The organism is Pseudomonas sp. RT4P38 (assembly GCF_054897765.1).
On sequence record NZ_CM142703.1, the window covers coordinates 5,647,032 to 5,669,975 of the forward strand.

At 58.8% G+C, this 22,944-nt stretch carries 18 protein-coding genes; 10 read left to right on the top strand and 8 right to left on the bottom strand.

Annotated elements, in window-relative coordinates:
- Nucleotides 1-82 precede the first annotated feature (82 nt).
- The 8 genes from ACYZT7_RS26240 to ACYZT7_RS26275 all read left to right on the top strand — a co-directional run bounded on the left by ACYZT7_RS26240 (nt 83) and on the right by ACYZT7_RS26275 (nt 10,447).
- Complete coding sequence (locus ACYZT7_RS26240) at nt 83-2,149, top strand: type VI secretion system Vgr family protein (RefSeq protein WP_462038791.1); 2,067 nt, start codon at nt 83-85, stop codon at nt 2,147-2,149.
- Nucleotides 2,146-2,841 carry a DUF4123 domain-containing protein gene (locus tag ACYZT7_RS26245; protein WP_462038792.1) on the top strand — a complete coding sequence of 232 codons (696 nt, stop codon included), beginning with the start codon at nt 2,146-2,148 and terminating at the stop codon, nt 2,839-2,841. The genes ACYZT7_RS26240 and ACYZT7_RS26245 overlap by 4 nt, the downstream gene beginning before the upstream one ends.
- Nucleotides 2,838-6,083 (top strand): toxin VasX, encoded by a 3,246-nt coding sequence (locus ACYZT7_RS26250; protein ID WP_462038793.1) that lies wholly within the window; start codon nt 2,838-2,840, stop codon nt 6,081-6,083. Before ACYZT7_RS26245 ends, ACYZT7_RS26250 begins: the two co-directional genes overlap by 4 nt.
- A gap of 85 nt (nt 6,084-6,168) precedes the next feature.
- Nucleotides 6,169-6,567, top strand: coding sequence for a hypothetical protein (locus tag ACYZT7_RS26255; protein ID WP_462038794.1), 399 nt, complete (start codon nt 6,169-6,171; stop codon nt 6,565-6,567).
- Complete coding sequence (locus ACYZT7_RS26260) at nt 6,567-7,631, top strand: hypothetical protein (RefSeq protein WP_462038795.1); 1,065 nt, start codon at nt 6,567-6,569, stop codon at nt 7,629-7,631. The genes ACYZT7_RS26255 and ACYZT7_RS26260 overlap by 1 nt, the downstream gene beginning before the upstream one ends.
- Before the next feature lie 89 nt (nt 7,632-7,720).
- The gene (locus ACYZT7_RS26265) at nt 7,721-8,782 is read left to right on the top strand and encodes a hypothetical protein (protein ID WP_462038796.1); all 1,062 of its coding nucleotides are present in this window, start codon (nt 7,721-7,723) and stop codon (nt 8,780-8,782) included.
- A gap of 56 nt (nt 8,783-8,838) precedes the next feature.
- Entirely contained in the window at nt 8,839-9,903 is a 1,065-nt protein-coding gene (locus tag ACYZT7_RS26270; protein ID WP_462038797.1) for a hypothetical protein, read from the top strand.
- A 28-nt stretch (nt 9,904-9,931) separates the two neighbouring features.
- Nucleotides 9,932-10,447, top strand: coding sequence for an AP2/ERF family transcription factor (locus ACYZT7_RS26275; RefSeq protein WP_462038798.1), 516 nt, complete (start codon nt 9,932-9,934; stop codon nt 10,445-10,447).
- A 340-nt stretch (nt 10,448-10,787) separates the two neighbouring features.
- On the opposite strand, the gene ACYZT7_RS26280 is transcribed toward ACYZT7_RS26275, so the two are convergent.
- The 8 genes from ACYZT7_RS26280 to ACYZT7_RS26315 form a co-directional block, all read right to left on the bottom strand.
- Nucleotides 10,788-11,789 carry a diguanylate cyclase domain-containing protein gene (locus tag ACYZT7_RS26280; protein ID WP_462038799.1) on the bottom strand — a complete coding sequence of 334 codons (1,002 nt, stop codon included), beginning with the start codon at nt 11,787-11,789 and terminating at the stop codon, nt 10,788-10,790.
- 47 nt (nt 11,790-11,836) lie between these two features.
- The gene (gene cheB / locus ACYZT7_RS26285) at nt 11,837-12,847 is read right to left on the bottom strand and encodes a chemotaxis-specific protein-glutamate methyltransferase CheB (RefSeq protein WP_462038800.1); all 1,011 of its coding nucleotides are present in this window, start codon (nt 12,845-12,847) and stop codon (nt 11,837-11,839) included.
- Complete coding sequence (locus ACYZT7_RS26290) at nt 12,844-15,120, bottom strand: response regulator (RefSeq protein WP_462038801.1); 2,277 nt, start codon at nt 15,118-15,120, stop codon at nt 12,844-12,846. Before ACYZT7_RS26290 ends, cheB begins: the two co-directional genes overlap by 4 nt.
- Nucleotides 15,117-15,800 carry a chemotaxis protein CheW gene (locus tag ACYZT7_RS26295; protein ID WP_462038802.1) on the bottom strand — a complete coding sequence of 228 codons (684 nt, stop codon included), beginning with the start codon at nt 15,798-15,800 and terminating at the stop codon, nt 15,117-15,119. The genes ACYZT7_RS26290 and ACYZT7_RS26295 overlap by 4 nt, the downstream gene beginning before the upstream one ends.
- Nucleotides 15,797-17,068 carry a CheR family methyltransferase gene (locus tag ACYZT7_RS26300; protein ID WP_462038803.1) on the bottom strand — a complete coding sequence of 424 codons (1,272 nt, stop codon included), beginning with the start codon at nt 17,066-17,068 and terminating at the stop codon, nt 15,797-15,799. Before ACYZT7_RS26300 ends, ACYZT7_RS26295 begins: the two co-directional genes overlap by 4 nt.
- Nucleotides 17,065-17,601 carry a chemotaxis protein CheW gene (locus tag ACYZT7_RS26305; protein WP_462038804.1) on the bottom strand — a complete coding sequence of 179 codons (537 nt, stop codon included), beginning with the start codon at nt 17,599-17,601 and terminating at the stop codon, nt 17,065-17,067. Before ACYZT7_RS26305 ends, ACYZT7_RS26300 begins: the two co-directional genes overlap by 4 nt.
- Nucleotides 17,601-19,223 carry a methyl-accepting chemotaxis protein gene (locus ACYZT7_RS26310; protein WP_462038805.1) on the bottom strand — a complete coding sequence of 541 codons (1,623 nt, stop codon included), beginning with the start codon at nt 19,221-19,223 and terminating at the stop codon, nt 17,601-17,603. The genes ACYZT7_RS26305 and ACYZT7_RS26310 overlap by 1 nt, the downstream gene beginning before the upstream one ends.
- Nucleotides 19,224-19,460: 237 nt before the next feature.
- Nucleotides 19,461-20,183 (bottom strand): tellurite resistance TerB family protein, encoded by a 723-nt coding sequence (locus ACYZT7_RS26315; protein WP_461974008.1) that lies wholly within the window; start codon nt 20,181-20,183, stop codon nt 19,461-19,463.
- A gap of 187 nt (nt 20,184-20,370) precedes the next feature.
- Between ACYZT7_RS26315 and ACYZT7_RS26320 the strand changes: the two genes are divergently transcribed.
- Together ACYZT7_RS26320 and ACYZT7_RS26325 are read left to right on the top strand one after the other, a co-directional pair.
- Entirely contained in the window at nt 20,371-21,285 is a 915-nt protein-coding gene (locus ACYZT7_RS26320; protein ID WP_462038806.1) for a LysR family transcriptional regulator, read from the top strand.
- 100 nt (nt 21,286-21,385) lie between these two features.
- The gene (locus tag ACYZT7_RS26325; protein WP_462038807.1) at nt 21,386-22,873 is read left to right on the top strand and encodes a gamma-aminobutyraldehyde dehydrogenase; all 1,488 of its coding nucleotides are present in this window, start codon (nt 21,386-21,388) and stop codon (nt 22,871-22,873) included.
- Nucleotides 22,874-22,944 lie beyond the last annotated feature (71 nt).

Sequence of the window (22,944 nt, forward strand, 5' to 3'; positions counted from 1 at the left end):
ACAGAAACAGACTTGCCCTGCATCAAACCTGCATTCACTCATTCACAGTCCCGCCCTTCTAAATCAGCACAAGGGATGTGTGATGTTCCGCCCTGCCAACCAAGCCGCTTTCCTCCTGGACATCGAGGATTTTACCGACGACCTGCAAGTCCTTGAGTTCACCGGCAAGGAAGCCATCAGTCAACCCTTCCGCTTCGATCTGAAACTGGTCAGCGAACGTCCCGACCTGGATCTGAAAAGCCTTCTGCATCGCCCGGCATTCCTCGGCTTTGATCGCCACGGCGCCGGAGTTCACGGTCAGGTTTATAGCGTCGGCCAGGGCGATTCAGGCAAGCGCCAGACCCACTATCAGCTCAGTCTGATGCCGCGCCTCGCCTATCTGGGTCACCGTTTCGACCACAAAATATTCCAGAAACTGAGCGTGCCGAAGATCATCGCCGAGGTACTGGAAGCCCAAGGAATCCTCGGCGATTCCTACCGCTTTGCCCTCGGCACGGATTACCGCCCACGGGACTATTGCGTCCAGTACGGCGAGAGTTGTCTCCATTTCCTGCAGCGACTTTGCGAAGAAGAAGGCCTGCATTACCACTTTGAGCACAGCCGCGAGAGGCATGTGCTGGTGTTCGGCGATGATCAAACGGCATTCCCCAGACTCCACCGCCCCACCGCTTACCTGCAAGACAGCGGACTGGTCCCCGATGAGCCGGCAATCAATGCCTTCACCCTAGCGCTGGAAACCCGCCCCACTGGCGTGACCCGCCGCGACTACGACTTCGAGAAGCCTTTGCTGCAATTGGAGAGTGCCGCGAAAGATCCTTCGCCGCTGCGACTCGAAGACTACGGATTTCCCGGTCATTTCACCGACCGCGAACACGGAAAACACCGCGCTCGACGAGCACTTGAACGGCACCGCAGCGATTATCGACAAGCCACTGGACGCAGTGATCAGCCGATGCTGCTCAGTGGTCATTTCCTGCCCCTGACCGGTCACCCGCGCCAGGAATGGAATGACTTATGGCTGCTGACCGAAGTCATCCATGCCGGCAAACAACCGCAAGTGCTGCAAGAGCCGATCACCCTTGCCACAAGCGGCGAGTTTTCTCACGGCTACCGCAACTTTTTTCTCGCCACACCGTGGGGCGTGCCCTTCAGACCCGCGCTCGATCACCCCAAAGCCACGATCAATGGGTATCAGCATGCAGTGGTCTGCGGCCCGTCCGGCGAAGAAATCCATTGCGACGAATACGGTCGTGTACGTATTCAGTTTCCCTGGGACCGCGACGGCGACCACAATGATCACTCCAGTTGCTGGGTACGAGTCGCCAGCAGCTGGGCTCACGACCGTTACGGCAGCGTGCTGCTACCCCGCGTCGGCATGGAAGTGATCGTCGGCTTCTATCAAGGCGACCCGGACAAACCGTTAATCGTCGCCTGCCTGCCCAATGGTGCCAATCGCCCTCCGCTCGATCTCCCCGCCGAGAAAACCCGCAGCACCTTCAAGACCCAAAGCAGCCCCGGCGGCGGAGGCTTCAACGAACTGCGCATCGAAGATCGCACGGGAGCCGAAGAAATATCCATCCGCGCCCAGCGCGATTACGTACAACACGTGCTGAACGACGAGCGGGTGCAAGTCGACAACCAGCGCAGCATCGTGGTTGGCGGTAACGCCAGTCATGAACTGCGCGCCGAAGAACAGCACATCACCCACGGCAACCGACTGACGGAAATCAGGCAAGACGACCACCTGACGGTGCATGGCGACCGCCATGTTCGCGCCACCAACCATCGGTTGAGCGCTCAACAGCAAGTGCACATGGGTGCTGGCCAGAACGTCGTCATCGACGGCGGCGCCAGCGTCACCCTTCAGGTCAATGGCGCCTGGATCACGATCAATTCGACAGGGGTTTTCAGTAGCGTACCGATTCAGGTCGGTGGCGCACCGATGCCCCTGATGGCCGCCGCTCCGATCAGTCTCGACACGACCGAACCACCGCTACCCGAAACGGTTTCAACCGCGCTACTCAAACAACTACTTGGCGACGAAGCATTGATTGAACTCTGCCAGATGCCCAGGGGTGGTACGCCCATGGACTGCCCGCTGAGCGACTGCCAGTGCCGTAAAGCCTTGGGCTATGGAGATCGCTCATGAACACCTGGATTCTGTTGGAGCGACCCGCCGCGCAGCTCAAAACGCTGTACAGCCTCGCGCCCCATCCCGACACCCAAATGCTGTTCGCCGACACTCAATTAAGCAGCTTCGCCGAGCAAAGCCCCCTGTTGGTTAGACTAAACAACCAGCCAACGCTCAATCAGGCGATCGAGCAAAACCCGGCTCAATGGCCAGGGCTGCTGATCGAAAGTACCTGTGACGCACCCTCTGTACTCGCTCATTTGCGACAGATGCTGATCGTCAAATTCGACCAACAACGCAAAGGCGTCCTGCGCTACAGTAACCCGACCGTCGCCAGCTATTTTTTTGGCGCTTGTACGGCGCAAGACCTCGGCCTGTGGCTGGGCCCGATCAATCGTCTGCGCTGGTTCGGTGCGACGTGGGTCGTCAAGGCGGCAGGCGAGGCCAGCTGGAACCAGCTAGACAACCTCCATGCGACGGACTGGAGCATTGAACGCACACACGGGGTTTTGTCCCTGAGTGCCGCACAGGAAGACGCCCTGACTCGCCAGCGCAACGAACAGTTTCTCTATGACTGGTGGCAGCAACATCCACAGCACTCGTTTGTCCACGCCACTGAATTGATGGAACAAGCGCTGACCCAAGGCATCGACCGCTCTGACGCCATCAGCGACTTCCTGAGCGTCCACTGCACGAAGGTTCAGTCATGAAGCGCCTCGGGCGACTGACCGACGGCCCCTGCTGCGAGCCCGACAAGCTGATTGTTCAAGTCATTGGCACTGCCCATTCGAAAAACCAGCGACTGGTGATTTTCGATCAGTCGGGCCTCGAACAACTCCAGGCCCTGACCGATGAGGTGGTGTGCGAAACAGAGCGTTCCACCAGCGTCCATAGCGAGCTGTTTGTGTGGGATTGGTCCGCACAGCTCAAGCACCAGTTGTGGCTTGAAATTGCCACCACCCAAGGGCCGCCCATTCGCCTGCCGTTGCTGGATGACGTACGTGTAACCCCGCGTCAGCTGGAAGCCCAGTGGAATCAGATCGTACCGATCCTGCCTTTCGTCGCGCTGCCCGGGACTCGCAGCCGCTACGACCTCGGCACGCCGCTACTGTGCCGCAGCGGCTATGTCTATGTGTTTTACCGCGATCGTCTCTGGCGTGAACTGGAAGTGCAGCAGGACGACGAACTCACGACTTACCGCGACATCGACCTGCAGGCGTATCGCCAGAGTGACGGATTCAGCGGCGATTACCGACAGGCGAGCGGCGTTGACCTAAACGAAATCTGGCTCCCCGCCACCTGGAATAATCAAGCTGCCGAAGCCGTGCAACTGTGTTTCAGCGACATCCAGCTCAGCGCTGCACGCCTCAAACGCCTAGAGGAAGACCCGGCGTTGCGCGCCCAGCGCTGTCAGAGCCCCGCGTTGCAATGCGACAGCCACACCTTCGAACGACTTTTCGACCAGCAGCCCGATGGACAGGCAATGCTGGAGGCCTTCAGTCACTTCAATGCGTGGGATGCACAAGCGTCTGATAGCGCAACGAAAGCCAGTGTCACCTGGCGAAACCTCTCCGAACGGGCCTTCCCAGTCAGCCTGGTCGCCGCGCAACGGGCACGCCAAAGCGGTTTCGAATATGTGCTGGAGCATCCGGGGCGTTACGTGTGCGACCTTTCGGGACAATTCGCTGCGCAGCGCAAAACCGAAGCCAAGGCCTGCCTTGATCAGTGGGAGCAAGGCGCCACACCCTCGCTTCCTGAAACATTCGAAAGCAGCGCCTGGGCCGATTGCCTCGCCACACTGTTGGACCACTTGCATGGAAAAACGCCACCCGCCGATGAAGCGGATCTCTGGCAACCCCAGCCCACCGTCGTCGATGTGCTGGAAGCGGCTCGGCAACGGCGCTTGTGCGGCGTGTTGCTGGAGGACCCTCGCTACCGCTTGCGGCACCTGGTTTCACAGATCCAGCAGCAACAGCAACTGCTGACGCTGTATGCCGAACGCGCCAGTTTTCACCCCCACCACGCCAGCGCTGTAATGGTCCAGCAACTGATCGTGCCGGCCGCCCTCGGCGGCCAGAAAAACCCGCTGCATGCCTGTTTCGACAAAGTGAAGGAGGCCGGCCGCCGTGACATCAACCGCTTCACCGCCACCGCAGAACGTGCCCTGCTCTGGCAACAACTGAACATGGCGCAGACGCTGCTTGCCGAGTGCCTGCAACAACCGGTCACGCAGCAGACCCTGGCCGATCATTTGAGTCTGGATAGTTTTGACTACCTCGCCGCGCTGTTTGCCGTCAGCCAGATTTTCGCGAGCCTCGCTACCGTGCCCGCGCAACTCGATCCGCTGGCGAGCAATGGTGATGTCACCAACGCGGTGACCGGGTTGAGTCTCTTCAGACCGCAGGCCAGCGTCGGCCAGACATTGCTCAACGACATCGCCGACGACCTGGCGCATCCGCTGCACGGGATGCTCTGGCTCGCCGTTGATGAAGCCGCGTTGGCTGCGCCTTATCTGCCGTCCACCGAGAAAACCAGCAACGACGGCGATGGTCGTTTGCGCGCCGAACACCTTGCCGTATTCGAAAGCGATCCGGGGCCTTATTACCCGCAGGTCGAACACCTCGACGGGCACTTGCTTGAAGGGTTACTGGCCAGCGGCAGCCTGAGCAGCACGCTCACCGGCCAATCAAAAGCGGCGGTCGGGACGTTGGTCAGCATTTATGAAAACCTTGCGGGCGCCGTTGAAACGGCCAGCAGTGCGGTGAACAAATCGTCCGGGGCACAAGCCACCCATGCCCCCACGAGCGCCTATCTGCATGGCCTTGGCGTGGGGCTGTTGCGCAGCCTGATGCCCAAGACTTTTGGTGAAATGCACTTTATCAATCGCCGTGATGCTGATCCGCAGCGTTATTACCTCTTTGGTTTGTCCGATGTGCCGGCTGGGGATCAGCGGCCACGGCGGGTGATGGGGGAGTATCTGGATGCTCAGGGACGGGTGTTGAAGGTCGGGAATGCTGCTGATGTTTTCGAGGCCCCGAGCGTTCCTCGCGGCGGTAACTACAAACTGCTGGTGATGCCGGTGGATCATCCGACAGCGCGCAATCTTAGTGCGCTGAATCGGCGGATTAATGCGGTGCATAAAGAGGATGTGGAGGCTCGGGGGGCTGACAGCGCGAAAGTGAAAGGTGCGTTGCAGCGGGGCGTGGATGAGCATGCGGGGTTGGCTAACAGTAGGGTTTATCGGGTGCTGGGCTCGTTGCCGTTTGCGGCTGGGGTTTTGATGTTGGAGATTTGGAATGTAAGGATGGAGTGGCAGGGGCGGGAGCAAGTAACGAGGGAGAAGGGTTCATTTCGTGTAAGTGCTGGCTTTGCTGGTGCAGTTTTGGACTTGGCCATTGCGGTGGAAATGCTTACGTTGAAACTCGCCGGCACCCAATCCATTTTAGCGGCGGGTCGTAAAGTTCTTTTTACTATTTCAGATGAGGTCGCGAAAAAAATCTTCGGTTCTTATGCCAAGCGTTTAGTCAGAAAATTTACCGGGCGACTTATTGCGCAAATAGCCTCAGGGTCTGTCTTTACCTTCATTAGTTTGTACGACGTTTGGTACGCCCAAAGATGGGGCGATGATGCCATGTGGGGGTATCTGATGATGGCCGTGGGTGGTTCCATCAGTGCTCTCAGCAATCTGGTCATTAGTACCGTCACCTTTCTTGAACTGGGTCCGGGCGGTTGGGTAGCGCTAATATTGATCGTGATCGGTGCCGGACTGGTGGCTGACCGACAAACCCATCGAAGAATGGCTGGTCAATGGCCCGTTCGGCACTCAAGTTCATCCAGACAATACGCACCTGCTAGATCCGCAACGCGGTTTCTACTACCTGATCAGTTTGTTTGCCGACATTCGCATCAATATAGGCAGCAACCCAGAGTTCGTACCCAATGCCAAACATGACGTTCACGCCAAGACGCCTTATCAAGTGATTTCGTCCAACACTTTCATTCGCATCGAAAGCAACTTGCCGGGGTTGGTTACCCACATGGGCGCGATCAATATCAATGCTCACTTCCGACTCAATACGTTCGAACTCAGAGGTGGGCGCCTCAAAAGTGAAACCGTGCCGTTCAAAAAACTGATTAACAGCCAAGTTGTATCGCCCAAAGCACAACGGCTGCTACCACAGGGCCTGGAACTGTTTTTCGAAACCCCACCGAACTACGCCTTCGATTTGGTCGCAGGATCATCAGGTATCTCACAACAATGGCAAATTAGAGCGCAGTGTGTGCTGGAGCAACAAAATCAACGTTGGCACTTTCCTGCGCCACCGCCCAAGGATGGTACGTCCTTTGAGGCAACCCATAACAAACCCAACTTCGGTAGCGAGGGTGAGCTTTACTGGGCAGACGAAGTGACAAATAAATCGCGGAACAGCAACTAATGACTGATAAATCGTGGTACGCCCAGACTGCCTACGGGGCTAACGAGGTGCCTCAGCAAGAGCGTTCATCTGAACGGTCATGGATCATGCGTTTCGCCAAGGCCAGATTGCCGTGGGGTAACGCAGATGATGTATGCCCGGTAAGTTTTGTAGAGGATTACTCGCCAAACGACCTTCGATATCAAGAAAAAACCAAGAGAGAACGCGATGAGCAGATCGCCAAAGAGACCTATTCTCCGAGCCCATACGAACTTATTGATTTTCACATAAGGGATGACCACGAGCGTTTCAGGTATGCATTTCTTCCAGCAAGCTCCCACTTCTGGCTATATATGAGGCTATTTGGAAAATGCTTCTTTTACATATTTTTTATAATTAGCATCCCAAGTCACTTCGTGATGACGTCAGCAACAACAGAACCATTCTGGGAGCTAACAAAACGTTCAATATTCGAGTACTACTCTTGGGTTCTCGGCTTACCGCTCCTATCATGGGCAATCGGTTCATTAGTCATCAAACACTTCCCCAGCCTCTGGATAAAATCTTCCCGCGGCCCCATCTGGGAACTCAACCGCCGCACCGGCCTGGTCACTGTCTTCGACTACAAAAACAACGGCGAATACAAAAAGAACGGCACCATCGGCGAACTCACCGCGCCGTTCTATGAGTTTGACGCCTACATCGCCACGTCCCCGGACAGTCAGGGCATGCCGATAAACGTGCTCTACCTCGCCCACCGCTACCGCAACATCATGATCAACTTCGGCGCGCTGCTCTGCCCCGGCCCCGACACGCAACAGGCCTGTGCCCTGTGGGATTTCATCCAGAACTACATGGACGTCAGCCGCCCGTTGCCGGACTTGCCGCAATACGAGGAATACCGCCACCTCGACCCCACCACCGCCGAACACGACCGCCTCACTGGTCGCAACCCGCGTTTCTGGATCGACATGGACGATGCAACGTTCAAGCAAGTCATCACTGAGATGCATCAGCGTGTCGACGCCATCGACACGTTTGAGCGGCCGAACCTGATGGCCAGATATGTGACGTATGTCGACTGAGCGAGAAAAAATGCGTGGCGTGCTTTCGGCAGCGAAAGTCCACTTTACTGGGCAGACGAAGTGTCAAATAAATCACGGAACAGTAATTCATGACCAATGAATCGTGGTACGCCGAAACTGCCTATGGGGCGAGGGAGGTACCTCAGCAAGAACGCTCAACTAAACGTCCGTGGATCATGCGTTTTGCCAAGGCCAGACTGCCTTGGGGCAATGCGGATGACATAACGGCTGTAAGCATACTCGAAAAATTCTCACCAAAAAAACTCCGTCTCCATCAAGGGTTCAAGAAAGAACGTGAAGAACAAATAGCCACAAACACCTATACTCCGAGTTCGTTCGAACACATTGATTTTCACATCAGGGATGACCACGAACGCTTTCGGTATGCCCTTCTTCCCGCAAGCTCCCACTTCTGGATTTATATGCTAGGAGTAGGACGCACTTTGTTTCTAATTTTTCTGACTCTCTCATTTTTCATATTAACCGCCGAGCTTATAGATACAAAAAAACCATTGATCAATATCATAGACGACTACAGCGAAACTCTTTTTGTTTTGCTGGGACTTCCCTTAGTGTGCAGGGGGACTGGTACAGTAGTAATTAAGTTCTTCCCAAGTCTCTGGATAAAACCCTCCCGAGGCCCCATCTGGGAACTCAACCGTCGCACCGGCCTGGTTACTGTCTTCGACTACAAAAACAACGGTGAATATAAAAAGAACGGCACCATCGGCGAACTCACCGCGCCGTTCTACGAGTTCGACGCCTATATCGCCACGTCCCCGGACAGTCAGGGCATGCCGATAAACGTGCTCTACCTCGCCCATCGCTACCGCAACATCATGATCAACTTCGGCGCGCTGCTCTGCCCCGGCCCCGACACGCAACAGGCCTGCGCCCTGTGGGATTTCATCCAGAACTACATGGACGTCAGCCGCCCGTTGCCGGACTTGCCCCAATACGAGGAATACCGCCACCTCGACCCGACCACCGCCGAACACGACCGCCTCACCGGCCGCCACCCGCGTTACTGGATCGACATGGACGATGCGACGTTCAAGCACGCCATCACTGAAATGCATCAACGGGTCGACACCATCGACACGTTTGAGCGACCGAACTTGATGGCTAGACATGTGACGTATGTCGATTGAGCTAAGAAAACTCATTGGGCCGGCGAAATGACAAATAAATCACGAGACAGTAACAAATGACCAATGAACCGCATTACACCGAGACTGCCTATGGGGCGAGCGAGGTACCTCAGCAAGAACGTTCAACCGAACGCCCGTGGATCATGCGTTTTGCCAAGGCCAGACTGCCTTGGGGCAATGCAGATGATGTATGCCCGGTGGGCTTTGTGGAGGATTACTCGCCAAAAGACATTCGATATCAAGAAAAAGCTAAAAGACAACGCGACGAACAAATAGCCACTGATAACTATTCCCCGAGCCCATACGAACTTATTGATTTTCACATAATGGATGACCACGAACGCTTTAGGTATGCACTTCTCCCCGCAAGCTCCCACTTCTGGCTATATATGAAGTTTTTTGGTAAGTGGTTCTTTTACATACTTTTCATATTTAGCATTCCAAGTCACTTCGTGATGACTTCAGCAACAACAGAGCCATTCTGGGAACTAACAAAACGCTCAGCAATCGAGTATTACTCTTGGCTTCTCGGCCTACCACTTTTATGCTGGGCAATCGGTTCATTAGTCATCAAACACTTCCCCAGCCTCTGGATAAAACCTTCCCGCGGCCCCATCTGGGAACTCAACCGCCGTACCGGCCTGGTCACGGTCTTCGACTACAAAAACAACGGCGAATACAAAAAGAACGGCACCATCGGCGAACTCACCGCGCAGTTCTATGAGTTCGACGCCTACATTGCCACCTCCCCGGACAGTCAGGGCATGCCGATAAACGTGCTCTACCTCGCCCATCGCTATCGCAACATCATGATCAACTTCGGCGCGCTGCTCTGCCCCGGCCCCGGCACGCAAGAGGCGTGTGCCCTGTGGGATTTCATCCAGAACTACATGGACGTCAGCCGCCCCTTACCGGACCTGCCCCAGTACGAGGAATACCGCCACCTCGACCCGACAACCGCCGAACACGACCGCCTCACCGGTCGCAACCCGCGGTACTGGATCGACATGGACGATGCGACGTTCAAGCAGGTCATAAATGAAATGCATCAACGCGTCGACAGCATCGACACGTTTGAACGGCCGAACTTGATGGCCAGATATGTGACGTATGTCGATTAATCAGTCACCACCCGAGAACGGGGCACAGATGTTCACTGATAACCCGGATGCGCCAGCAAGCGCTAACGACTACGCAATCATCCGAGTTCGTCACAAAAAGTCGGGAGCAATGGCTTGGCGGGTATCGTTGTACCGGGAAGGCGTCATCAAGGTACACAAAGAATTTACGTTCATTAGCCATGGAGGTGAGCATCCAGCGCGTGCCGCTGCCGAGCAGTTTCGCAATGAACAGATGCTCCGTTTCCCACCACCACTGAGCTGCATTATCCGTAAAAAGCTGCGCGCCAATAACACCAGTGGCCTGGCGGGAATTTCACGCCAGACAAACGGCAAGAATACCTACTGGATCGCGCAAACGACGACCCGTGATGGCAAAAAACTTGCCCGGTCCTTCAACGTGGAAAAGTTCGGTGAGGAACAGGCGAAACACAAGGCTATCGAGGCGCGAAAGGAGCAGCTAGCGACCATCGAACATCGGACATTTCGTCATCAGGCCGGCGAAAACTCTACGGTGAATTACTACAGGCGAGCACTACAGCATTGAAAGAATGAAAGACCCACGGTTGCCGCCCTCAATGTTTAAGGAAGCACGATTTCCAACGTGAATGCTGTGCGTGGCAAAACCGCGAATTACGGCGTTTCGGAATTGACGGTTGGAAGAGACGGCTATCAATCAAGCGGAACACTTGTTGCAGCTGCCAAGCCCGCGAGGCTGCGTTCGAGCCGGGGTCGCGCTCGACCGAAGTTCTCGCCAGTCCTGCGCACGCGGTTTGTCTGGAAGACCGCGCTGTATGGTTTTACGACGGCTTCGTCCGAACGCGGCCCGCACCGAACGCTGCCTCGCGGGGCTCGACAGCTGCTACGGAGCGAGGTGGGTTTGTGGGTTATTCGATCCCCACCTGATTACGCCCATTGTTCTTCGCCAGATACAGCCCCTTGTCCGCCGCCGAGATCAATTGACGACAATCGCCGCCCGGTTGCGGGGTCATGGTCGACAGGCCGATGCTGATGGTCAAACTCGAACCTTCGGCCGGGAAAATGTGCGGAATCTTCAGCGCCGCAACGGTCTGGCGGAGCTTTTCCGCGACCAGTCGCGCGCCGCCCGGCGAAGTATTGGGCAGCACCAGAACAAACTCTTCGCCGCCGTAACGGGCCGGCAGGTCAGAAGGCCGCGCACCGGCATCACGAATCGCCGTGGCCACTTTGCGCAAGGCTTCATCGCCTTCAAGGTGGCCGAAGCTGTCGTTGAAGGACTTGAAGTAGTCGACATCGATCATCAGCAGCGACAGTTGGGTCTGGTCACGCAGCGAGCGGCGCCACTCCAGCTCCAGGTATTCGTCGAAATGCCGGCGGTTCGACAGCCCGGTCAGGCCGTCGGAGTTCATCAAGCGTTGCAGCACCAGATTGGTGTCGAGCAACTGCTGCTGGCTGACCCGCAACGCGCGGTACGCCGCGTCACGCTGCAGCAAGGTCATGTAGGAGCGCGAGTGGTAGCGAATGCGCGCCACCAGTTCGATGTTGTCCGGCAGTTTGACCAGATAATCATTAGCCCCGGCCGCAAACGCCGCGCTCTTGATCAGCGGGTCTTCCTTGGTCGACAGGACAATGATCGGGATGTCCTTGGTCGCCGGATGGTTGCGGTACTCGCGCACCAGGCTCAAGCCGTCAAGACCCGGCATTACCAGATCCTGAAGGATCACCGTCGGCTTGATGCGGATCGCCTGGGCGATGGCCTGGTGCGGGTCGGCGCAGAAGTGGAAGTCGATATTTTGTTCGTTCGACAACCCGCGGCGCACCGCCTCGCCGATCATCGCCTGATCGTCCACCAACAACACCATGGCGGCGTTTTCATCGGTTTTGAAGTCGTCGAGCTGTAAATCATTCATGGGCAGTCACCTAAGTACTACTTGGGCCAGATTGCTGTGAAAAACCTTCATTTTGGGAAAATCTCCAGCAATCGTGGCGCTATCTTTTCCAGTGGGCGAATTTCCATCGCGGCATCGATGGCCGCTGCCGCCTTCGGCATTCCGTACACCGCACTGCTGTTTTGATCCTGAGCGATGGTCAGGTAGCCCTGTTGGCGCATGAGTTTAAGCCCCTGCGCGCCATCGCGTCCCATGCCGGTGAGCAAAACACCCACGGCATCGCCGTTCCAGTAATTGGCCACGCTCTCGAAAAACACATCGATCGAGGGCCGGTAGATCTCGTTGACCGGTTCGGCGGTGTAGGCCAGCGAACCGTTTTTCAACAAGCGAATATGGTGGTTGGTACCCGCCAGCAGCACCGTGCCGCTTTGCGGCGGCTCGCCTTCCTGGGCCAGGCGCACGTTCAGGCCGCTGGCGCTGCCGAGCCATTCGGCCATGCCGGCGGCGAACACCTGGTCAACATGCTGGACCAGCACGATGGCCGCCGAAAAATCTCGCGGCAGCCCCTTGAGCAATATTTCCAGCGCGGCCGGGCCACCTGCCGATGAGCCGATCGCTACCAGACGCTGGCGCGAGGCCGAACTGCGCAGCGGGCTCGGAGCCGATCGCTCCCGATTGCCCTTGCCACCAATCAACCAGCCAATGTTCAGGATCTTTCGCAGCAGGGGCGCCGCTGCCTCTTGGGCATTGCCGGCGCCGAGAGCCGGCGTATCCACCACATCCAGCGCGCCGTGGCCCATGGCCTCGAACACCCGATGCACGTTCTGCTGACGGTCAACCGTGACGATGACGATCGCGCACGGCGTCTCGGCCATGATCCGCCGGGTCGCCTCCACGCCATCCATCACCGGCATGATCAGGTCCATCAGGATCAGGTCTGGCGTGTTGTCGGCACAACGTTGCACCGCCTCAGCCCCATTGCTGGCGACCCAAACCACCTCGTGCGCCGGCTCGAATGTCAGGGCGCGGCGCAGGGCCTCCACCGCCATGGGCATGTCGTTGACGATTGCGATTTTCATGCCCGCGCTCCTCCAATGAGCTCAACCACCGCGTCAAGCAGGGCGTCGTCATGAAAACTGGCTTTGGCTAGATAATAATCGGCTCCAGCGTCCAGTCCACGACGACGGTCCTCTTCACGATCCTTATAAGACACCACCATAACCGGAAGGGATTGCAGGCGATTGTCCCGGCGCAATAAAGACACCAGTTCGATGCCATCCATGCGAGGCATATCAATGTCGGTGATCAGCAGATCGAAATCCTCGGAACGCAAGGCGTTCCAGCCATCCATACCGTCCACCGCCACCGCCACGTCGTAGCCGCGATTGAGTAACAACTTGCGTTGCAGCTCGCGCACGGTCAGCGAATCGTCGACCACCAAAATCCGCTTGCGAGCGGCTTCAACCGCCTGGCTACCCTGACGGGCAATGCGCTCAAGACGCCCGGTATTGAGCAGTTTGTCCACCGAACGCAGCATGTCTTCGACGTCGACGATCAACACCACCGAACCGTCGTCGAGCAAGGCCCCGGCGGAAATGTCCTGCACCTTACCCAGACGCTCGTCCAGCGGTAATACGACCAACGTCCGCTCGCCGATAAAACGCTCGACCGCCACGCCGTAAATCGCTTCGCGCTCGCGAATCACTACCACTTTGAGGGTTTGCTGACTGTTCTGGCTCGCCGGACGCTGCAACAGCTGACTGGCCGCGACCAGCCCGACATGCCGGCCTTCGTGCCAGAAATGCTGACGGCCTTCGACCTGGACGATGTCCGCCGGCTGCAGATCGCACATCCGTTCGATGTGGGCCAGCGGGAAGGCATACGCCTCGTCACCGACTTCCACCACCAGACTGCGCACCACCGACAGGGTCAGCGGCACTTCGAGATGGAAACGACTGCCCTCGCCCGCCGCCTGCTCCAGCACGACCGCGCCGTGCAACTGGCGGACCATGTGCTGAACCGCATCCAGACCGACGCCGCGCCCGGAGACCTCGGTGACCGTGTCACGCAAGCTGAAGCCCGGTAGAAAGAGGAAGGTCAGCAGCTCTTCTTCACTCAACTGCGCGGCGGTTTCGGCCGGGGACAATTGGCGTTCGATGATGCTGCGGCGGACCTTTTCCAAATCGACGCCATTGCCGTCATCGCTCAACTCCAGCACCAACAGACCGGCCTGATGGGATGCGCGTAAACGGATCAGGCCTTCAGCGGGTTTGCCCGCCAATAGCCGTAGCTCCGGCGATTCAATGCCGTGATCCACGGCATTGCGCAGCAGGTGGGTCAGCGGCGCTTCAAGCTTCTCCAGCACGTCGCGATCGACCTGGGTTTTCTCGCCCTCGATCTCCAGTCTCACCTGTTTGCCGAGGCTGCGACCGAGGTCGCGGACCATGCGCTCTTGCCCGGTCAACACATCGGCAAACGGCCGCATGCGGCAGGCCAGCGCGGTGTCGTACAACACTTGCGCCCGTTGGCTGGCCTGCCAGGCGAACTCATCCAGCTCGGCGTTTTTCTCTACCAACAATTGCTGGGATTCAGCCAGCAATCGGCGGGCATCGTCGAGGGCTTCCCGGGCCTCCAGGCTCAAGGCATGTTCCTTGAGGTGGACATTGAGGTTTTCCAGCGCCCGCAGGCCGTTGTTCTGCATGCGCTTGAGGCGCTGCATGGTGGCCAGGTGCGGTTTGAGCCGCAGGGTTTCCACCAGGGATTTGCTCGACAGATCGAGCAGGCTGTTCAGGCGTTCGGCCGTGACTCGCAGCACCCGCTCGCCGTTTTCGGTGGTGCGTTTGGCCTTGCGCGGCGGCGCTGCGGATTGCAGTTCGGCGACCGGGATGGGCGTCTCGACCTTGAGCGTCGGTGGTTCGAGCTGAAGTTCCGCCATCACTGGGGCGACAGGTGCAGGCGCCGCCATTGGATCAAGCAACAGCGCCATCAAGGCCACATAGGCCTCGATTTCCGCCAGTTCAGGGTTGTTGTCCGGCGTCGCAATGCGCATCAACAAATCGGTGCCTTGCAACAAGGCATCGATGTGCTCGGGTCGCAGGTACAGGCGCCCCTCCTGGGCACTGACCAGGCAATCTTCCATCACATGCGCAACGCTGACCCCGGCATCGACGCCGACGATGCGCGCCGCGCCCTTGAGCGAATGCGCCGCGCGCATGCACGATTCGAGGTGATCGGCCTGGGTCGGGTCGCGCTCCAGCGCTAGAAGACCTGCGCTCAGCACCAGCGTCTGGGCCTCGGCTTCCAGACTGAACAGTTCCAGCAAAGAGGCGTCGCGCATTTGCTCGGGGGTCATGTAAGGCTCCGGGTCACGGCGGACAGCAGCTGTTCTTCATCCAGCCAACGCAGGCTGCGACCTTTGAATTGCAACACGCCACGGGTGTATTTGGCGCTGGCCTGAGTGCCGGAGCGGGACGCCGCCTCGAGGAGGTGTTCGTCGATGGCGTGAATCCCGTCCACTTCATCCACCGGCACCACCACCGGCCCGCCGTGGGCGGCGATGATCAGCATCCGCGGCATGACCCGCGCGCCAGACGCCACGCTGCTGGCGCCGTCGAGCCCCAGCAGCTCCACCAGCGACAGGCACGCCACCAGAGCGCCGCGCACATTCGCCACGCCGAGCAAGGCCCGGGAGCGCTGGTGCGGCAAGGAGTGAATCGCTTGCAGCGGCGCCACTTCCACCAGGCTGCGGGTGGCCAGGCCCAGCCATTCTTCGCCGAGACGGAACATCAACAACGAACGGGTTTTCACCTCGCTCTTGACCGCGCTGGAGACTTGCCCGCGGTCTTCCTGCTGCAACGCGTAGCGGTCGAGCAAGCGCGTCGCGGCGGCTGAATACACCGAGCAATTGCGGCAGTGAATGTGATCGCTCAGCAGTGGGCAGGACTTGTCGCCATGGATACCGATGCGGTTCCAGCAGTCGTCGATGGCCTGGGCATCTACATGGGTGAGGCTAAAGGTGTCGGCGACGTTCATCGTTTACGCTCACTGTCAGCGGCGCGTTCACTGCGGGCGGCGCGGTCCTGCAATCGTCTGGCACCCGTCGTGTCGCCCAACGATTGCAGCAACGCCGCCAGGTGCATCAACGCGTCGGGATGTTGCGGTTCGAGGTACAACGCCTTGCGATAAAAACCCTGGGCCTCCAGCACTCTGCCGGCGACATCGCTGAGCAAGCCCAGCCAGTAAAAGACCTGGGCTACTGGCTCGTGACTGCGCAAATAGCTCTCGCACGCGACGCGGGCTTCGGCGCTTTTGCCTTCGTTGGCCAGCGCGGCAATGTTCGCCAGCAGCGCGGCGGCGTCCGGGTTGGCGGTTTTCGTCGCGGCAGGTAACGGTGTCACCGTTGCGAAGGGCCGACTGCGAACGGGCGGCGGCGTCACGCTGCGCACCGGTTGGCGCACGGGCAGAGGCGTCGGAACGAAAGTCGGAAGGGGCGCAGGCTCAGGTGCGCTCTGACGACTGAACGCAAAGGACTGCGGGATGCCGATCGAACGCATGCCGAAACGGCCGAGCAAACTGCCCTCGGCCGGGCCGATAAACAGCACGCCGTCGACATGGGTCAGACGCTTGAGCACTTCGAACACTTGCTGCTGGGTCGGTTGATCGAAATAGATCAGCAGGTTGCGGCAAAACACAAAGTCATAAGGCGGCTCGTTGGCCAGCAACGTCGGATCCAGCAGATTGCCGACCTGCAAACGCACTTGTTCAAGCACTCGCCCGCAGAGGCGATAGCCCTCGTCTTCGGCGGTGAAATGCCGCTCGCGAAACGCGATGTCCTGACCACGGAACGAATTCTTGCCGTACAGTGCGCACCGGGCTTTTTCCACCGACAACGGGCTGACGTCCATGCCTTCGACCTTGAACTGGTGCGGCTGCAACCCGGCATCAAGCAACGCCATGGCGATGGAATACGGTTCTTCACCCGTGGAACAGGGCAGGCTGAGAATCCGCAGCGCGCGCATGTTGTTGATGTCGCTCAGACGCCTGGCAGCCAGTTTCGCCAAGGTGGCGAAAGATTCCGGGTAACGGAAAAACCAAGTCTCGGGAACGATCACCGCTTCGATCAGCGCCTGCTGCTCGTCCCACGAACCCTGCAAGGTGTGCCAATACTCATCGGCCGTCAGCGCGTTGGACGCCGTGCTGCGCTGACGCACCGCACGCTCGATGATCGCCGGTCCCACCGAGGTCACGTCGAGACCGATGCGCTCTTTGAGGAAATCGAAAAACCGCTGATCGCTGCTCATGGCCGCTCCTCAAACAGCGCCACGTCCAGTGGCGTCGACGGAAACAGCAGCGCGCGAACCTGCTCATCGAGCAAGTCGGCGACCCGCACCCATTGCAGCAAACCCTGAGCATCTTCGCGCACCGGCCCGAGGTACGGCGCCTGGCGATTGTCCAGGCCATAAGGCTGAAAATCCGCCGGGTTGCAACGCAAGGTATCGGTGGCCTGTTCCAGAATCAGCCCAAGCAATTGCGCCTCAGCGGTTTCATCCGGGCGGTAATTGACCAGCACCAAGCGTGTGCTGGTGCGGGCCTGGGCCGGTTGGCCGAAGGTCAGCGCACTGAGGTCGATCACCGGCACCACCGCGCCGCGATAGGCGAACACCCCGACGACCCAGTCCGGCGCGCGGGGAATCGGCTTCAACGGCAGGCGCGGCAGCACTTCCGCCACCTCGATGGCCTGCAAGGCATAGCGCTCGTTGCCGATGCGGAACACCAGAAACAATGATTGCAGCGCCGGCTTCACGGCGATGCGTTTGGCCGTGAGTTCGCTCATCAGACTTTGAATCGCGAAACGCCGCTGCGCAGCCCTACGGCCACCTGGCTCAGCTCGTCGATGGCGAAACTGGCCTGGCGCAGAGACTCGACGGTCTGGCTGCTGGCATCGCCCAACTGCACCAACGCATGGTTGATCTGTTCGGCGCCCGTGGCCTGGGCCTGCATGCCTTCGTTGACCATCAACACCCGTGGCGCCAGCGCCTGAACCTGATGAATGATCTGCGACAACTGCTCGCCGACCTGCTGCACCTCGGACATGCCGCGGCGCACCTCTTCGGAGAACTTGTCCATGCCCATGACCCCGGCCGATACCGCCGACTGGATCTCGCGCACCATCTGCTCGATGTCGTAAGTGGCGACGGCGGTCTGGTCTGCCAGACGCCGCACTTCGGTGGCGACCACGGCAAACCCGCGGCCGTATTCACCGGCTTTTTCGGCCTCGATGGCAGCATTGAGGGACAGGAGATTGGTCTGGTCGGCGACCTTGACGATGGTCACCACCACCTGGTTGATGTTGCCGGCCTTCTCATTGAGGATCGCCAGTTTGGCGTTGACCAGATCGGCCGCGCCCATCACCGAATGCATGGTCTCTTCCATACGCGCCAAGCCTTGCTGCCCGGAGCCGGCGAGCACCGAGGCCTGATCGGCAGCGGTGGACACTTCAGTCATCGTGCGCACGAGGTCTCGCGAAGTGGCGGCAATCTCACGGGACGTCGCGCCGATTTCGGTGGTGGTGGCGGCGGTTTCGGTGGCGGTCGCCTGCTGTTGCTTGGAAGTGGCAGCGATCTCGGTTACCGAGGTGGTGACCTGCACCGAGGAGCGTTGGGCCTGGGACACCAGCGAGGTGAGCTCGGCCATCATGTCGTTGAAGCCGGTTTCCACGGCGCCAAATTCGTCCTTGCGCGCAAGGTTCAAGCGGCCGCTCAAATCACCCGTGCGCATGATTTCGAGGATCTGCACGATACGGTTCATGGGCGCCATGATCGCGCGCATCAGCAACAGGCCGCAGAGGCCAGCGGCCAAAACCGCCACCAGCAGGGAAATGCCCATGATGACTTGAGCGGTGAGCACGGCGTCATGGATGTCCGCCATGGCCTGATCTGCCCTGGCTTTGTTGTACGCAAGAATGTCATTTAGTTTCAGACGCCCCGCGGTCCACGTCGGGGTCAGCTGTTCGTTGAACAACTTGATGGCGTCGGCTCGCTGGTTGCGCTGATGCAAGTCGAACACCGCGGCCAGCATCTTGCCGTAATCCTGATGGATTTTTTGGAAAACCGCGAACTCAACTCTGTCTTCTTCGGTAGTCACAGTGCCGCGATAGTTGTTGATCGCTTCCTGCACTTGCGCCTCATAGTTCTTGAGGTCGGCGACATCTTCGGTACTGATACCCTGCCCTTCCTTCAGACCCAGCATCTCCTCGATGTGGAGGAAGCTGTCGACCCAAGCGCCACGAATCATCGAACTGTAATAGACCCCGGGAAGCGCGTCTTCACGTACGCTGTCTTCGCTGACCTCGATCTTCAACAGCCGCGAATACGAGACGACGACCATTAGCAACATGATGGCGATAATCACCGCAAAGCTCGCCAAAATGCGTTGGCGCAACGTCCAGTTCTTCACAGTCAGTCCTCGGGGTGCAGTTGAAATGTTGCGGAGTATAGCTGAGGGCGGTGTTTCATTTGTAAGACGGGTGCGCACCACGTCTCATCTCGGTGCAAATCGCTGAAATACCTGCGCGGCGATGGGCTTGTGTCGTTTCGGAGCGCGCTGTTGTGATGCAATAAAAATCGCAGGCTCCGCCAGTGCCTACGGTCAATGTAGGCATTGGCGAAACCTGCGATTTTTTTAGGACAACGCTTAAATAGAAGCCTGACGCACCTGCTTCTCCAACTCAGCCTTCAACCCCGGCTCAAGCTTCAGTTGCCGCGCCAGTTCATCGAGGTAGGACTTCTCCATGAAGCTCTCCTCATCCACCAGCATCACACTGGCGATGTACATCTCAGCGGCCATTTCCGGCGTACTGGCAGCACGGGCAACGTCGGCCGGGTCCAGCGGTTTGTTGAGTTCGGCGTGCAGCCAGTGCTGCAATTCCTGATCGTTATCGAGCTTGGTGAATTCACCTTCAATCAGCGCACGCTCGCGATCGTCGACATGACCATCAGCTTTAGCCGCAGCCACTAACGCTTGGAGAATCGCCTGGCTATGCTGTTCAACTTGCGCCGCCGGTAAGCGGTCGATGGTTTGCGGTTCAGTCTTCGGCGCAGTGCCCTGCTGGGCCTGCCAGTTGCCATACGCCTTGTAGGCAATCACGCCCAATGCGGCGAGGCCACCGTAAGTCAGGACCTTACCGCCGACATTGCGCCCTTTCTTGCTGCCCAGCAGCAAACCCATGGCACCCGCCGCCAACGCTCCGCCGCCCGCGCCTGAGAGCAAACTGCCGAGGCCGCCCGAACCACCGCTGCCGCCGAGCAATCCGCCCAGGCCACCGCCAGCGGTCTTGTTTTGTGAGCCACCGGCCTTGTTCTGCAACATGTCCTGACCGGACTTGAGTAGCTGATCGAGCAATCCACGGGTGTTCATTTGCTGCCTCCACGAATTCGGGTTAACCGGATCTTTAAGGCCATCAGCCTAGATCGAAAGTGCCCAGTGTCCGGGAGCGAGAGTGCTTCGAGATGTTGCGCAGCGTTCTTCAGCTGACAGCAGCCATTCAGAAAAAAAGATATACACTCAGAAAAATCTATAAAAACCGCCCACTGGGTACTTCCCCATGATGACCTTGCGTCAAATCCGTCATTTCATCGCCGTGGCCGAGACCGGCTCAATCTCCGCCGCCGCGCAAACCGCGTTCATTTCCCAGTCCACCCTGACCCTGGCGATCCAGCAACTGGAGCAGGAAATCGGCGTTGGACTGTTCAATCGTCACGCCAAGGGCATGACGCTGACCCACCAGGGCCACCAATTCCTGCGCCAGGCGCACCTGATTCTGGCGACGGTGGACAACGCCAAACGCAGCTTGCAACAGAGCACCGATCAGGTTGCCGGGCAGTTGATCATTGGCGTGACCAGCCTGGTGGCCGGTTACTACCTGGCAGATTTGCTCACCCGTTTCCAGCGCGCTTACCCCAACGTCGAGATCCGCGTGATGGAGGACGAGCGCCCTTATATCGAGCATTTGCTGGTCAGCGGTGAAATCGATGTTGGCGTGCTGATCCTCTCCAACCTCGAAGACCGCCACGCCTTGCAGACGGAAGTGTTGACCCACTCACCCCATCGGTTATGGCTGCCGGCCCAGCATCCGCTGCTGGAACACGACAGCATCAACCTCGCCGATGTGGCCCGCGAACCGTTGATTCAGCTGAACGTCGATGAAATGGATCACAATGCGCAACGCATGTGGTCGGCGGCCTCGCTGCAACCGCGCATCACATTAAGAACCGCCTCAACGGAAGCCGTGCGAAGCCTGGTCGCCGCAGGATTAGGCGTATCGATCCAGCCTGACATGACTTACCGCCCGTGGTCACTGGAGGGCGACATCATCGAAGCGCGACCGATTGCCGACTTGAGCCAAACCCTCGACGTCGGCCTGGCCTGGCGTCGCGGCACCGCGCGCCCGGCGCTGGTAGACCCGTTCCTGACCGTCGCCCGCGAGCAACCCCACGGCGGGCGCAAGCCATCTATTTAATCGAATGCCACCTTCAGTATTTAGAATTTGTCGACCTCGGGCCTGCGCACTAGTCTTGCTACATCTATAAGACGGCCGGGCCCCAGTCACAGGGAGCACCATGGCCACACAAGAAAAGAGAACCCGAAAAATGGCTGGCGCGCAGACCCCGTTGTTGACCGCGTTGTTGATCGATGGCGAATTGGTCGCGGGCCAGGGGTTTGTCGAACCGATTCTCAACCCGGCCACCGGTGAAGTGCTGACGCACATTGCCGAAGCCAGCACCGAGCAGGTCGAAGCCGCGATCCTCGCCGCTCACCGGGCCTTCGCCGGTTGGTCGAGGACCACCCCGCAACAACGTTCGAACCTGCTGCTGGAAATCGCCAACGCCATCGAAAAACAGGCCGACCTGCTCGCCCGCCTCGAATCCCTGAACTGTGGCAAGCCATTGCACCTGGCCCGTCAGGACGATTTGAGCGCCACAGTCGATGTGTTCCGCTTCTTCGCCGGCGCCGTGCGCTGCCAGACCGGTCAGCTCAGCGGCGAATACCTGCCGGGCTACACCAGCATGGTCCGTCGCGATCCGATTGGTGTGGTCGCGTCGATTGCGCCGTGGAACTACCCGATCATGATGGCCGCGTGGAAAATCGCTCCGGCCCTGGCCGCTGGCAACACGCTGGTGTTCAAGCCTTCGGAACACACGCCGCTGTCAATTCTGGCACTGGCACCAGCGCTGGCCGAGATCCTGCCGCGCGGCGTGATCAACATCGTTTGCGGCGGTGGTGAAGGCGTTGGCAGCCATTTGGTCAGCCATCCTAAAGTGCGCATGGTCTCGCTGACCGGCGATATCGTCACCGGGCAAAAAATCCTGCAAGCCGCCGCGAAAACCCTGAAGCGCACCCATCTTGAGCTCGGCGGCAAAGCGCCGGTGATCGTTTGTAACGATGCGGACATTCAAGCCGTGGTCGAAGGCGTGCGCACTTACGGCTATTACAACGCCGGTCAGGATTGCACCGCAGCGTGTCGAATTTATGCACAGGCCGGGATTCATGACCGCTTGGTGGCCGAACTTGGCGCGGCGGTCAGCAGCCTGCGTTTCGCCGGCAAACGTGACGCCGACAACGAGATCGGCCCGCTGATCAGCACCCGCCAGCGCGACCGCGTGGCCAGTTTCGTCGAGCGTGCCCTCGGCCAGCCGCACATAGAGCGAGTGACCGGCGCGGCGGTGCATTCCGGTGCCGGCTTCTATTACCAGCCGACGCTACTGGCCGGTTGCAAGCAGACCGATGAGATCGTCCAGCGCGAAGTGTTCGGGCCGGTGGTCACCGTGACCCGTTTCGATCAGCTCGAACAAGCCGTGGACTGGGCCAACGACTCGGAATACGGCCTCGCCTCCTCGGTCTGGACCCAGAACCTGGACAAGGCGATGCAGGTCGCGGCGCGGTTGCAGTACGGCTGCACCTGGATCAATAGCCATTTCATGCTGGTCAGCGAAATGCCCCACGGCGGCCTGAAGCGTTCGGGCTACGGCAAAGACTTATCCAGCGATTCGCTCCAGGACTACAGCGTGGTGCGGCACATCATGGCGCGCCACGGACAGCATCTCTGACTACGCTAATAACAAGCCGCTAACGGCATGCTTCACCACGTTCACAACTGCCCCGACCATAATTAAATAAG

What these genes read in the sequence shown, in the direction of transcription:
- ACYZT7_RS26240 (WP_462038791.1), top strand. Translation starts at nt 83, where the DNA reads ATGTTCCGCCCTGCCAACCAAGCCGCTTTCCTCCTGGACATCGAGGAT.
- ACYZT7_RS26245 (WP_462038792.1), top strand. Translation starts at nt 2,146, where the DNA reads ATGAACACCTGGATTCTGTTGGAGCGACCCGCCGCGCAGCTCAAAACG.
- ACYZT7_RS26250 (WP_462038793.1), top strand. Translation starts at nt 2,838, where the DNA reads ATGAAGCGCCTCGGGCGACTGACCGACGGCCCCTGCTGCGAGCCCGAC.
- ACYZT7_RS26255 (WP_462038794.1), top strand. Translation starts at nt 6,169, where the DNA reads ATGGGCGCGATCAATATCAATGCTCACTTCCGACTCAATACGTTCGAA.
- ACYZT7_RS26260 (WP_462038795.1), top strand. Translation starts at nt 6,567, where the DNA reads ATGACTGATAAATCGTGGTACGCCCAGACTGCCTACGGGGCTAACGAG.
- ACYZT7_RS26265 (WP_462038796.1), top strand. Translation starts at nt 7,721, where the DNA reads ATGACCAATGAATCGTGGTACGCCGAAACTGCCTATGGGGCGAGGGAG.
- ACYZT7_RS26270 (WP_462038797.1), top strand. Translation starts at nt 8,839, where the DNA reads ATGACCAATGAACCGCATTACACCGAGACTGCCTATGGGGCGAGCGAG.
- ACYZT7_RS26275 (WP_462038798.1), top strand. Translation starts at nt 9,932, where the DNA reads ATGTTCACTGATAACCCGGATGCGCCAGCAAGCGCTAACGACTACGCA.
- ACYZT7_RS26280 (WP_462038799.1), bottom strand. Translation starts at nt 11,789, where the DNA reads ATGAATGATTTACAGCTCGACGACTTCAAAACCGATGAAAACGCCGCC.
- cheB (WP_462038800.1), bottom strand. Translation starts at nt 12,847, where the DNA reads ATGAAAATCGCAATCGTCAACGACATGCCCATGGCGGTGGAGGCCCTG.
- ACYZT7_RS26290 (WP_462038801.1), bottom strand. Translation starts at nt 15,120, where the DNA reads ATGACCCCCGAGCAAATGCGCGACGCCTCTTTGCTGGAACTGTTCAGT.
- ACYZT7_RS26295 (WP_462038802.1), bottom strand. Translation starts at nt 15,800, where the DNA reads ATGAACGTCGCCGACACCTTTAGCCTCACCCATGTAGATGCCCAGGCC.
- ACYZT7_RS26300 (WP_462038803.1), bottom strand. Translation starts at nt 17,068, where the DNA reads ATGAGCAGCGATCAGCGGTTTTTCGATTTCCTCAAAGAGCGCATCGGT.
- ACYZT7_RS26305 (WP_462038804.1), bottom strand. Translation starts at nt 17,601, where the DNA reads ATGAGCGAACTCACGGCCAAACGCATCGCCGTGAAGCCGGCGCTGCAA.
- ACYZT7_RS26315 (WP_461974008.1), bottom strand. Translation starts at nt 20,183, where the DNA reads ATGAACACCCGTGGATTGCTCGATCAGCTACTCAAGTCCGGTCAGGAC.
- ACYZT7_RS26320 (WP_462038806.1), top strand. Translation starts at nt 20,371, where the DNA reads ATGATGACCTTGCGTCAAATCCGTCATTTCATCGCCGTGGCCGAGACC.
- ACYZT7_RS26325 (WP_462038807.1), top strand. Translation starts at nt 21,386, where the DNA reads ATGGCCACACAAGAAAAGAGAACCCGAAAAATGGCTGGCGCGCAGACC.